General features: G+C 39.8%; 10 protein-coding genes and 1 pseudogene. 8 read left to right on the forward strand and 3 right to left on the reverse strand.

The window, feature by feature from the left end; genetic code table 11:
* The first annotated feature begins 81 nt into the window (after positions 1 to 81).
* Together EGI31_RS24155 and EGI31_RS24160 are read left to right on the forward strand one after the other, a co-directional pair.
* Complete coding sequence (locus tag EGI31_RS24155; protein ID WP_255039767.1) at positions 82 to 558, forward strand: hypothetical protein; 477 nt, start codon at positions 82 to 84, stop codon at positions 556 to 558.
* A gap of 104 nt (positions 559 to 662) precedes the next feature.
* The gene (locus EGI31_RS24160) at positions 663 to 989 is read left to right on the forward strand and encodes a hypothetical protein (protein WP_255039768.1); all 327 of its coding nucleotides are present in this window, start codon (positions 663 to 665) and stop codon (positions 987 to 989) included.
* A 2-nt stretch (positions 990 to 991) separates the two neighbouring features.
* Here EGI31_RS24160 and EGI31_RS24165 read toward each other — a convergent pair.
* The 3 genes and pseudogenes from EGI31_RS24165 to EGI31_RS24175 all read right to left on the reverse strand — a co-directional run.
* Positions 992 to 1,510: pseudogene (locus tag EGI31_RS24165) on the reverse strand (ATP-binding cassette domain-containing protein); the annotation flags it as partial.
* A 12-nt stretch (positions 1,511 to 1,522) separates the two neighbouring features.
* Positions 1,523 to 1,645 (reverse strand): hypothetical protein, encoded by a 123-nt coding sequence (locus tag EGI31_RS24170; protein WP_255039770.1) that lies wholly within the window; start codon positions 1,643 to 1,645, stop codon positions 1,523 to 1,525.
* Between the two features lie 447 nt (positions 1,646 to 2,092).
* Positions 2,093 to 2,656: a DUF5004 domain-containing protein gene (locus EGI31_RS24175; protein ID WP_255039771.1), complete on the reverse strand. Its 564-nt coding sequence runs from the start codon at positions 2,654 to 2,656 to the stop codon at positions 2,093 to 2,095.
* Positions 2,657 to 2,964: 308 nt separating this feature from the next.
* Between EGI31_RS24175 and EGI31_RS24180 the strand changes: the two genes are divergently transcribed.
* From EGI31_RS24180 to EGI31_RS24205, 6 genes are all read left to right on the forward strand, one after another.
* Complete coding sequence (locus EGI31_RS24180; RefSeq protein WP_255039772.1) at positions 2,965 to 4,260, forward strand: acetylxylan esterase; 1,296 nt, start codon at positions 2,965 to 2,967, stop codon at positions 4,258 to 4,260.
* Positions 4,260 to 5,645 carry a c-type cytochrome domain-containing protein gene (locus tag EGI31_RS24185; protein ID WP_255039773.1) on the forward strand — a complete coding sequence of 462 codons (1,386 nt, stop codon included), beginning with the start codon at positions 4,260 to 4,262 and terminating at the stop codon, positions 5,643 to 5,645. The genes EGI31_RS24180 and EGI31_RS24185 overlap by 1 nt, the downstream gene beginning before the upstream one ends.
* A 343-nt stretch (positions 5,646 to 5,988) precedes the next feature.
* Positions 5,989 to 9,210, forward strand: coding sequence for a DUF1553 domain-containing protein (locus EGI31_RS24190; protein ID WP_255039774.1), 3,222 nt, complete (start codon positions 5,989 to 5,991; stop codon positions 9,208 to 9,210).
* A 148-nt stretch (positions 9,211 to 9,358) separates the two neighbouring features.
* A complete protein-coding gene (locus EGI31_RS24195) occupies positions 9,359 to 10,804 on the forward strand; it encodes a DUF1501 domain-containing protein (RefSeq protein WP_255039775.1) in 1,446 nt (481 codons plus the stop codon).
* Between the two features lie 497 nt (positions 10,805 to 11,301).
* Positions 11,302 to 11,808 carry a hypothetical protein gene (locus EGI31_RS24200; RefSeq protein ID WP_255039776.1) on the forward strand — a complete coding sequence of 169 codons (507 nt, stop codon included), beginning with the start codon at positions 11,302 to 11,304 and terminating at the stop codon, positions 11,806 to 11,808.
* Between the two features lie 328 nt (positions 11,809 to 12,136).
* On the forward strand, positions 12,137 to 13,132 hold a 996-nt coding region (locus EGI31_RS24205; protein ID WP_255039777.1), incomplete at its 3' end, for a GH92 family glycosyl hydrolase.

Consider the following 13,132-nt stretch of genomic DNA (forward strand, 5'->3'; position numbering starts at 1 on the left):
CCCGCTCAAAAAACTTAATATTGACTTAACAATAGTTTTTCATAATATTGCGAATTATAACAGTACATAACAGAAAAAAATATGAAAGCAGAAAAACAAGCTCTCAAAAAACAAATTGAAGAAGCAATAAATGCAATAGTTAAAGGCGACTCTAACAAAAAAATAGAGAAAGCTACTAAAAAGTCTGCCGAAAAATTGGCTGAGATGATTATCGAAGACAGAAAGAAAGCCAAAAAGAAAGCCGAAAAAGACGCTAAAAAAGCGGAAAAAGAGGCCAAAAAAACAGCTAAAAAAGCTGAAAAGAAACCTTCGAAAAAAGCTGCTAAAAAAGCAGACAAGAAAGCCGTAGCTCCTAAAAAAGAAGTGGCAGCTAAAACCGCAACTGTAGCTCCAAAGGTGGAAATACTAAAGAAAACTCCAGCTAAAGTAGCTCCGAAACCGACTACAAAAACTGTAGCAAAACCGGCCGCCAAGCCTGCTACCAAGCCCGCAGTAGTAAAAGCTGTTAAACCAGAAGTGGTAAAGAAAGCACCGAAAATAGAGACTCCTGCTCAATAATATTTGAATACATCACAGAAAGCCGAAGCCAAACACTTCGGCTTTTTTTGTTCCCATTTTTTTACCTCAATTTGCATTATCTTTGTAGGTAAATATGAGCAAAGATGAACCTGACTACTGAAGAAAGAATAGCACACCTAGAGGACTTCAAGACCAAAGATTGGCTTATTCTAGACGAATGGGAAGACCGAGATTTGTCGTGGCCTGGCGATGATGTAGTGGAGCAAATGAGACTTGAAATTCAAGATTTCACAAATTTCCTGATCATTCATGTTAAAAAAGAAGGCGTTGATTTACAAGCCGAAACACAGAAATACTATGACAATTGGGATACTGAATATTTCGAAAACGAGGAAATTGAGTTTATTGTGGAAATATCTCAAATAGCTATGAAAATTGCGGGTATAAATACGGACGAGATAATCATCTAACACTATAAAATATACATAAAATCACGCAATTGCTGTATTACATCCTCAGATTTTAATAGGTGCGTTTTCCCAGACTTTAAGAGATAAATCTTATCGGAAACATCAATCACATGTCGATATTGGTGGTCTGAAATTATAATTCCTTTTTTGCTTTTGTAAACCGCCAAAGACTTTTTCAATTCCTCAATCTGAATAGGTGTCAAATAGGTAAATGGCTCATCTAAAATAATATACGGGCTGGGCGAGTTCAAATAAATATAAATTTCGGCCAATCTTCTCTGCCCACCAGAAAGATCCCCAAACTTAGTTTCAAGACCAATATTAAGACTTTCAAGGTGACTCATCGTATTCGTAGAATTAGCCTCAAAGAACTTAATGGCCTTCTTCAATTTCATGCTTTCAGGGAAGATATAGGTTTGTGGCAGATACTTCAAAAGCTTGCTTTTAAACAAGGAAGGATAATATTTTTTATCCACTCGAACAGAGGCATATTGTGAGCCAATAGAGCCAATGATAATCTTAAAAAGACAAGACTATCCAGAGCCATTTCTACCTAAAAGGCTAGACAATTGCCCGACTTCAAAAGCGGCATAAATGTCGCTTAAAACTATATGTTCACCAAACCTCAAGTTTACGCTATCTACTTCTAATTTCATTTGAAAATATTATAAAAAACTACAGAGAAAGGAAAAAGAAGCACATCAACTGCAATAGTGAAAATCCACAAGGTCAACTTATCCAAACCCAGATTATTATAAAGAAGGAAGAAGTTTTTGCCCTTTTGTAGATTGAATAGAAGAAAAATGAAGCCATTTATGGCCAATTTTGAGAACAAAATAGCGGGGAAATAGAATCTAAAAATCACATGGGTATCAAAACTAATAAAACTCCAAAACAACAGGGAAACCAATAAGGTAAATAACCAAATATTTCGGCTGAAATAAAAAAGAATATGCAATTTGAGAAGAAAAGAATTCAAAATTCGAGGTGTTTAATTTCACCAAAATTGTAAAATCCTTCTTTAAGTAAAAAACAGAGATTAAATATTTAACTTAATTTAACTAATTCAAAATAAGCAACTTGTATAATAAACTAAACATAGACTACTTCACCCTCAAATACTTAGATCTACTTTTAAACTCTACCAAGTCTACAGATAATTCCGCCATCACTTCATCTTGAGTTTTACCAAGTGTTTGAAAATATGCCCATTGAGCTACCACTAGTTTTCTGATCATTTCCAAGTAAAGTTCTCTATCTACTTCCATTTCAAATGCGTCGGTATTATTAAAAGCCACCCTATATTTTATGGCTGTGATATCCTCTGCAAATTCTGATGACTTAAACTCCAAAATACCGTTTTTTAGCTCATAAGTACCTTTGTTGTTGAGATAAAAAGCATCCAAATCTACCATGTTTACGTCTGCATTTCGGTCATCTACTTTTATTTCGTAAGTGCCATCTTTCTCAAAAGTCATCACCAAGTTTTTGGTGGCCAATTCCGACTTCGTTTCTTCGGGCTCTTTGTCTTTGAGGTGAAGCAATGCCTCTGAGGAAATTAGTTTCCAATCTCCCAAAATCTGCTTTTCGGGCGAAAGGTCAGCCTCCTCGCAGGCCGAGAAAATGAAGGATGAAAAAAGTATGGTAAGGGTAAAAATGGATTTCATAAAATCTGTGATTATAGTGCACCAAATGCATAAAGATTTCATAGGCAGAGCCTTACAAATCATTGATTTGATACGGTAGTTTATTTTCCTGTTTAATTTAAGTGTCCCAAAAGAACAAAAAAAACAAATAAACACCTCACAAAAACCAAATTATTTTATGATTATTCGGCGACTTTTTCATTTTTAGGTCTTGAATATTAGAATATTAGACTTCAGAACATTAAGTTTTGCTGAAATTTATAAACAGTAATAACTTGTGATTTTCAAAAAAAATCTCTAAATCGTAGTATTCAACCATAAAAAACAAAATGCATAAGAAAATCTTTCTCTCTTTTTTTTTCATTTTCAATGCCTACTTTTTCGGAGTAGCCCAGCCTACCGAAAAAATCATAAAAGTTATAGTTGCTCCTGACCATACCGACTGGACCTATAAAGTGGGTGAAAAAGCAAAGTTCACGGTTTCGGTTTTGCAAAATGGCAACCTTGTCAAAAATGCCAAAGTCCGTTATGAAATCGGCCCAGAAAAAATGGAGCCTACTAAAAAAGAAACCTTGATCTTAGCAACAGGCAGCCAAACTTTTGAGGCTGGTACCATGTCAACAGCGGGCTTCCTTCGCTGCACGGCCCTTGCAGAAATCGACGGGAAAGAGTACCGAAATCTGGCAACGGCCGGATTTAATCCTACTGACATTCAGCCAACTGTAGACAACCCTACAGACTTTGATGCCTTTTGGAACGAGGCAAAAAACGAATTATCAAAAATTCCGCTTGACGCTAAAATGACGCTCCTACCCGAGCGTTGCACCGAAAAAGTAAATGTCTATCATGTAAATATTCAAAACTTTGCAATTGGCACAAGACTTTACGGTATTCTTTGCGTTCCCAAAAAAAAAGGCAAATATCCGGCATTATTACAAGTTCCGGGAGCTGGTGTAAGGCCGTACTCTGGTGACATTTCTAACGCCGAAAAAGGAATTATCACCTTGCAAATCGGTATTCATGGTATACCCGTAAACCTAGATCCGCAAGTGTACGCCGACCTTGGAAGGGGAATCTTGAATGGCTACCCGAATTATAACCTAGACGACAAAAATCGTTTTTTCTATAAAAGAGTGTATTTGGGTTGTGTAAGAGCCAACGACTTTTTAGTAAGCTTACCACAATTTGATGGCAAAAACTTAGCCGTTACAGGAGGCAGCCAAGGAGGAGCATTATCCATCGTAACCGCCGCACTAGACGCTAGAGTGAAATGGTTAGGTGCATTTTATCCCGCCATTTCTGATGTTACAGGTTATCTAAACGGAAGAGCAGGTGGTTGGCCTCACTACTTCGATAAGAATGGTTTTGCATTTAATAACAAAAAAGAGAAAATAGAAACCGTTGGTTATTACGATGTTGTAAACTTTGCCCGCAGACTCAGTCAACCCGGAATATACTCATGGGGTTATAACGACGAAACCTGCCCTCCTACCTCTATGTATGCCTCTTACAATGTAATAAAAGCACCGAAAGAACTTTTTTTAGCCCTCGAAACTGGCCACTGGACTTACCCCGAGCAACAAGAAAAGGTGACCAATTGGTTGATTAGCAAGCTGAAAGAATAATGAACTATTCGCAAGTCGTCGGTCAGTTTCATCCGCTTTTGGTGCATTTGCCGATCGGTATTTTGCTATTTGCTTTCTTATTGATAATTTATCAAAAATTGCAAAAAGCAGAATTGACCGAGGCTATTTCTCTCACTCTACTTTTGGGCTCGATAGGTGCTTTGCTTTCTTGTATTACAGGTTGGTTTTTGGCTCAAAGTGGCGAATATGAGGCCGAAATCGTACAAAAGCACCAATGGACTGCGATTGCCTCGACCGTTTTCGGTTTTACCGCCTATTTTTATAAAAACCAAAGAATGATTCTGTCAACCATAATGGCAGCGACATTGACTATCGCAGGTCATTTTGGAGGAACTATTACCCATGGAGAAGGTTATCTTTTTGGTAAAGAAGAGGAAATCCCAGAACCTTCAAAAACTTTACAAAAACAAACCAAAATCGACACCACAAACTCTGGACAGAAAACTGTAAAGCAGACGTTTTTATACAACGAGAAAGTAGCTCCAATTCTCGAAAAAAAATGCTACAGTTGTCATTCTTCCAGAAAAAAAAAAGGGAGTTTACGACTTGATTCTGAAACATTTATACGAAAAGGAGGTAAAAATGGAGAAGTTTTGCATGCTGGAAATCCTAGTAAAAGTGCACTATACGCCAACCTACTTTTACCTTTGGATGACGACAAACACATGCCTCCCAAAGGCAAATCTCAGTTGACTTCTGGCGAGCTTTCCGTTATACATTATTGGATAAAAAAGGGAGCATCATTTACAGGAGAAATAGAAGCGGAAACTATCATTCCACAAGTGATAACTCCATTGAACGAAGTTTCATCACAAAATATTCTACCAGAAAACCTTGAACTGGATATTTTAGAACCGAATCTCAATAAACCTGACCAGCAAACATTAGAAAAACTCAAAAATGAAAAAATCGTCATAAATTCTGAAGGATTTGAGGGCAAAAAACTAGCTGTAAATTTTGTAAACATCAAAGATATAAAAACAAATCAAATAACTGATTTACAAACGATTAGAGAAAATATTTTTTCCTTAAAAATTAATAATAAAGCCTTGTCTGATAAAGATTTAAGCCAAATTAAAACCTTCGAAAATCTAGAAAGACTAAACCTTGACCAAACCACGATTACAGACAATGGCATAAAAGAACTTGTAAATTTGAAAAACTTAAAACAACTCAACCTTTATGATACCGAAATATCCGATAAAAGTATTGAAGCTCTTTCGAGCATTAAAAACCTGAAAGTATTATATTTATGGAAAACTAAAATCTCAGAATCAGGCATTGAGCAATTAAAAAAGAAACTGCCAAACACTAAAATAGAATCCGGCAATTTCAAATTCTCAAAACCCGATTCTTTGAAGTAATTAATAACTTTTAAATTATAACTTAATATTAATCAAGAACAAAATCGACTTGTATTGAGATGCCCTATAATTTAAAAAACTCCCATTAAGTATGTCACTGTTAAGTTAATAAATACTATTGGTTCATTATATTTTTTGAACAGTCCGTTGTGAAATTTTGGACTGACTAAATTTATTAATTGGGAAAAGGTTAAATCCAAAATTTCACAGAGGATCATTGTTCAAAAAGTGTTTTTTTTGTTACTTTTTTTTCAAAAAAAAAGTAAGCCCGCCCGGCAAGGGCACGAAAGATTGGAAATTATCGCTATTGATTAACCGAAATATATTAGAAATTAACTTCTAAATGAAATTAAAACTTTTTCTCCTTTTTACTACATTTTCCCTTGGACATCTCTATGCCCAAACAAATGCAAAATTGCCCAAAGAAATAACCGATGCCCTCAATAACCTACCCTCAGAAATCGACTACAACATCCACGTAAAACCCATATTATCAGATAAATGCTTTGCCTGTCATGGGCCAGACAAAGCCAAACAAAAAGCAGGATTACGGCTAGATATTGCCGCAAATGCTTATGCTCAACTCCCTGAAAGTCCAGGAAAAGTAGCCATTTCGCCCAAAAACCTAAATAAAAGTGAGGTATTCCACCGAATCATTTCTCAAGATCCGAGCTATATGATGCCCTCACCAAAATCTCATTTAACGCTATCGGCCATAGAAAAAGCAACCATCATCAAATGGATAGAAAACGGAGCTGTCTATCAGCCACATTGGGCTTTTGTAAAACCATCCAAAAAGCCAATACCTGCGGTAGATCCCAGCCAATTGGTATTCAATCCCATAGATAATTTCATTTTAGCCAAACTCAAAACCCAAAATCTCAAACAAAACAAAGAAGCCGATAAAGAAATTATACTGCGTAGGGTTTCGCTTGATCTTACTGGCTTGCCTCCCACTTTGGCCGAAATCGAGTCTTTTTTAGCTGACAATAGCCCCAAAGCCTACGAAAAACAAGTGGATAGACTTCTCAGCTCTCCACATTATGGCGAAAAAATGGCTACCGACTGGTTAGATTTAGCACGTTTTGCAGACTCGCACGGCTATACGGTAGATCGGCTAAGAGATATGTCTCCTTACCGTGATTGGGTCATCAAGGCTTTTAACCAGAACATGCCATACAAAAATTTTATCGAGCAACAACTCGCCGGCGATTTGATGCCCAATCCAAGCAAAGATATGATCATCGCTACGGCATTTAACCGCAACCACCAGCAAAATCTCGAAGGCGGTATAGTGGAGGAAGAATTCCAAACCGAATACGTGATGGACCGCACCAACACCTTCGGCGATGCTTTCTTGGGCATTTCGGTAGGATGTGCCCGCTGCCACGACCACAAATACGATCCCGTTTCTCAGAAAAATTATTACGAATTGTACAGTTTTTTTAATAATGTAAGAGAAGCTGGACAAATTTCTTGGAATGATGACCCCGCCACTCCTACCCTACTTTTGCCCGATGAAGAGAAGGAAAAAATAATCACATTTTTAAAGAATACTGTCTCTGAAAATGAAGAAAAACTTGCTTTAGAGAAACAAAAAGCACAGGCAAATTTCGACAACTGGCTAAAAACCAATGCCTACAAAAAGCTTTCGGATTATTCAATTCCTAAAACCAATCTGCAAGGCCATTTCACTTTTGAGGATTCGCTAAAAAACAGCATAAATCCTACCCAAAAAGGTATTATGCGTCGTGATGCAGGTACAAAAGACCAGCCTACTTTTGAAAAATCCGTTAACAATACTTATCTCACCCTCGATGGAGATGTGTACGCCGACCTCAAAGACGTAGGTGTATTCCGCAAATCAGAGGCGTTTACAGTTGGGCTTTGGCTCAAAATACCCAAAGACATGAAAGATGGCGTAATTTTCCATAAAAGCAATGCTGAGCGACTTTACAATTTCAAAGGCTTCCATCTTTACCTAAAAAACAATCGACTCGAAGCCACTTTGGCTCATACAGCCCCATCCAATGCCATCACCAAACTGAGCGTTTCTGATGTGCCAAGAGACAAATGGCAACAAATCACCATGACCTATGACGGCTCGTCTACCGCTGCAGGTTTGCAGGTTTATTTAGATGGAAAGCCACTCGAAATGGAAACCGTTATTGACCAACTATATAAAGACATTGTATTTTTCTCCAAAAACGAGCCAGCCCTCCAAATAGGAGGCTGGTGGCGTGGGCTAGGATTCAAAGGCGGAAAGGTAGATGATGTGGTCGTATACAACAGGGTACTTACGCCTTTCGAAATCAATATCTTAGCCAAAAAAACCTCTTGGTCTACTTTTTCACAAAAAGAAATAGAGCATCTAAGCAGCAATGAAAAGGAGAACCTAAAACAATTTTACATTTCGGCGGTAGATTCAAACAGCTTAGTAGCTCAAAAATACCTAACAAAATCCCGAACCGTCCTTGCAGATTCCATGGAACACATTCCTGAACTCATGGTGATGCAGGAAATGCCTAAACCCAAACGAACCTTTTTACTCCAAAGAGGTCAATACGATGCCCCGGGAGCAGAAGTTTTCCCAAATACTCCAGAAAGCATTTTGGCTTTTTCTAATAAATACCCAAAAAATCGACTAGGTCTAGCCCAATGGCTTACTGATGAAAATCATCCCCTCACAGCTCGGGTGGCGGTAAATAGACTATGGCAGAATTTCTTCGGAACGGGCCTCGTAAAAACCGCTGAAGATTTCGGAAACCAAGGCGAAATGCCCACACATCCCGAGCTTTTAGATTGGTTGGCCATTAATTTCCAAGAAAACAACTGGGACTTAAAACAAATCAATAAATTCATCGTGATGTCGGCCACTTACAGACAAGACTCACGTACAGACAAAAACCTACGAGAAATAGACCCAGAAAACAGATTTTTAGCCCGTGGCCCAGCCAAACGTTTAACGGCGGAAATGATAAGAGACAATGCCTTGCTAGTCAGTGGCTTGCTAAATGAAAAAATCGGAGGAAAAAGTATAAAACCTTATCAGCCAGAAGGCCTTTGGGATATCAACGGAGCCACTTATAAACCAGATTCATCAGATGAAATCTACCGCCGAAGCCTTTATATTGTGGTCAAACGCACTGTCCCTAACCCTACTTTGGGCACATTTGATGCCTCACAAAGAAGCTCTTGCATAGTACGTCGTCAAAGCACCAATACGCCTTTGCAAGCTTTGGTTACACTCAACGACCCGACATTTTTGGAAGCCGCTAAAAAACTGGGAGAACAAATGTGCTCGGATACAGATATTAAACAAAGTATAGAAAAAACATATCAAAAACTCACTGGAAAACAGTCCTCAGAAGCAGAAACAAAGCTTTTGGTGGATCTGAGAGATAAAGAATATCAAAAATTCAAGGCCGAACCCGAAAAAGCCAAAGGCTGGCTTTCAGCCGGATTGTCAAAAACCAATCCCAACCTAGAAGCCCCAGCCCTAGCCGCCAACGCAGTAGTGGCCTCCACCATCCTAAATTCGGACGCAGCCTTAACGAAGCGGTAATATTTTTTGGAACACAGATGACAGCATCGGCTGCCGCACGGATTAAACTGATGAACACGGATAAATTATTACAACATACAATTATATTAAAATCAGTAAAATCCGTGTCCCATTAGTGTTATCCGTGTTCATTAAGAAAACGACAAAAATGAAAGACCTAGAAAATATATCGCAAAAACTCGATAGGCGGAATTTCCTCCTGAAAACCGCCTCGGGCCTCGGAGCATTTGCTTTGGGCAATTTGCTCGCACACAGTTCCGACGCCAAAAGCATCGAGCAAAACCTCCTTGCCGCACTGCCCAGCATAGCCCCAAAAGCCAAACGAGTGGTTTACCTTTTCATGGCCGGTGGCCCGTCGCAGTTTGAAACTTTCGACTACAAACCAAAACTAAGCAACATGTTTGGCCAAGACCTGCCTGACAGCATTCGCAAAGGCCAACGCCTCACTGGCATGAGTGCCAATCAGGCCGTTTTGCCTGTGGTGCCTTCGGCTTACAAGTTTAACCAACACGGCAAAAACAAAACTTGGGTGTCAGAATTGCTGCCCTACACCGCCCAAGTGGTGGACGAACTCTGCATCATCAAGTCGCTGTATACCGAGCAAATCAACCACGACCCGGCCATTACGTTTTTCCAAACGGGCCACCAACTGCCTGGCCGACCGTCCATCGGCTCGTGGTTGTCTTACGGACTGGGTTCCGAAAACCAAAACCTACCCGCATTTATCGTTTTGGTGTCTAAAAACGCCTCAAAAGACCAGCCGCTTTATGCCCGCCTTTGGGGCAATGGCTTCTTGCCATCAGAGCATCAAGGCGTGCAGTTTCGGTCAGGCAAAGACCCCGTGCTGTTTCTCAACAACCCCGAAGGTTACGACGGCTCAGACAGACAAGAGATGCTCAGCTACCTCACGCAGCTCAACCAACTCCAAAACGAGAACTGGGCCGACCCCGAAGTAGATGCCCGCATTGCCCAATACGAAATGGCCTACCGCATGCAAACTTCCGTGCCCGAAGTCATGGACACCACCACCGAGCCCAACGAAGTCTTTGACCTTTACGGCCCCGACAGTCGCGACAAAGGCTCATACGCCGCCAATTGCCTTTTGGCCCGCAAACTCCTCGAAAAAGACGTGCGATTTGTGCAGCTCTATCACCAAGGCTGGGACCACCACGGCGGCCTGCCCAAAAACATGGCTCAACAGTGTAAACAAACCGACCAAGCCACCGCAGCCTTGCTCATCGACCTCAAACGCCGCGGTATGCTCGAAGACACCCTCGTGGTATGGGGCGGAGAGTTTGGCCGCACCGTGTACTCGCAAGGCAAACTCACCAAAAACGACTACGGCCGCGACCACCACCCACGCTGTTTCAGTATGTGGATGGCCGGAGCAGGCGTAAAAGCCGGCCTCAGCTATGGCCAAACCGACGACTTCAGCTACAACATCGTCAAAGACCCCGTGCATGTGCACGACTTCCAGGCCACGCTCATGCACCTCATGGGCATCGACCACGAGCAGCTCATTTACAAATACCAAGGCCGCCGTTTCCGCCTCACCGACGTCAGCGGGCAAATCGTCAAAGGCATATTCAGCTAAAACAAAATACACTTTAGGGCATGCCCCTAGCTGAGCATTCCCCAAAACAAAAGGCATCCCCACAGCAGCTGGGGTCGGGCCATCACAACTCGCTTTTTTGCGTTCCGCCTAAAGGCAGGCCAACAAAAAGAGCTCAAACAGGCCGTTCTGTCCCTCATGGGGGGGAGAAATAATTAAATTTTAGGCTTGATTCTTGTTGATAATATAATATTTAGATCAAATCGCAACCCTTGAAAGAATTTGAAAACGCATAAAATTTTAGCTTATTCAGCAAATCTGATTGTGATTTGCTTTTTATTATATATCACTAAAGTTAAAAATGATTCAGATAAATCTCTGGTAATTTTTATGTTAGGTTATTTTGTCTTGTTTGGGGTCAATATGCTCATTTTCATTTTCCTTCTTATTTTCAAATCTGAAATTAAAAAAACCTATGCCTCAATATTATTGGGTATGTTATTATTATTAATTCCATTAGTATTGATACTTTCTGAATTATGAAAAAAGCAATTGCAGAAATTTTATTAGGCCTATTTTTATTCACTTTTATCGGCATAGGTTATGATAGAGAATTTGGCGAGCCTACATTTTTCATTAAATACAAGCCCAATTTCAAATTAATTTATTCAAGTCAAATTGGAGAATCAGACTTGAGACTTGATGATTTGTCAAAGGAAAATAAGCAGAATGAACAGATGTTCATTAACTTTTATGAAAATTCTCCAATTAGTGATGAATTTCAAAATATTATCGTTGTTATTATTCCGCTTCTATTTTCTCTATTTTCTTCAGGCCTAATTTCAGTGTTTTTTCAGAAAAATTCAACATTTAAATTAATAGGAATTAGCTTCTTACTCAATTTTATAAGTTTCTTTTTATTGACGTTTATCTACTGGAATTCAGGTTGGAATTTTGCCCATTTGCTCCTTGTCTTGGGGTTTATAAGTTGTTTGATTTCTTCTTTTATTTTGAAGAAAACTGCCAAATTAGATAAAGTAAATTAAGATTTTATAACATTCAAACAAAGTCAGTTGAGCATCCCCCAAACTAAAATCTTCCCCACAGCAGCTGGGGTCGGGCCATCACTACTCGCTTTTTTGCGTTCCGCCTAAAGGCAGGCCAACAAAAAGAGCTCAAACAGGCCGTTCTGTCCCTCATGGGTCATGTGAATTCGTCAAGAAATAAACAAATTCATTTAATTCTAATCCTGAAAATTAACATGTATATTATAAACACAATTCTCCTCCCCACCCCAAAACAAAAAACCTCTCCCCCACCCATTTCCTCACTAAAAATCCATAAATTTCGGGCTAAATATCTTTCTTGATTTTAATGAAAAAAATAGCCCTTTTTGTATTGTTGGCATTTAATGCCTTTTCCCAAAACGCCGACTTGGCCAAATACATCAACCCACTCATCGGTACCGATTCTGACTTTAGTTTATCAAATGGCAACACATACCCGGCCATTGCCTTGCCTTGGGGAATGAATTTCTGGTCGCCACAAACCAACAAAATGGGCGACGGTTGGGCTTACCAGTATGCCGCCAAAAAAATCAGGGGCTTCAAACAAACCCACCAACCCTCGCCGTGGATTAATGATTATGGTGCGTTTTCGATATTCGCCACCACCGAAAAACTCGTCTTCGATGAAAACAAGCGTGAATCGTGGTATTCACACAAAGCCGAAGTGGTGCAAGCACATTACTACAAAGTCTACCTCTCAGACTATAACATGACAGTAGAAATAACCCCTACTGAGCGTGCCGCAAGATTCAGAATTACGTATCCCGAAACCGAAAAGGCGTATTTGATCGTAGATGCCTTTTTCAAAAACTCGCACATAAAAGTGTATCCAGAAGAGCGAAAAATAGTGGGCTACTCTTGCAATAACTCTGGTGGTGTACCCGAAAACTTCAAGAACTATTTCGTGATATATGCCGACAAGGCCTTTGAGCAAGTGTACATCGCCAAAGACGGCAGTTTGGATATAAAATTGTTGGAAGCCACTGGCAAACACGTAGGTTCTGTGATACAGTTTAAAACCAAAGCCAATGAAGCCGTAAATCTCAAAATAGCCTCCTCTTTCATTAGCCCCGAACAAGCCGAACTCAATTTACAACGCGAAATTGGCAACAAAACCTTTGGCCAAATAGCCACCGAAGGCAGAGCCACATGGAACAAAATGATGAGCAGAATAGCCGCAGAAGGTGGTTCAGAGGCAGAAAAAGGAACTTTTTATACGGCACTTTACCGCACAATGCTTTTCCCAAGGAAATTTTATGAGCTAGACAAAAACAACAAAGTGATGCACTACAGCCCTTACAAC

The organism is Lacihabitans soyangensis (assembly GCF_024343775.1).
Classification (GTDB): Bacteria; Bacteroidota; Bacteroidia; order Cytophagales; family Spirosomataceae; genus Leadbetterella; species Leadbetterella soyangensis.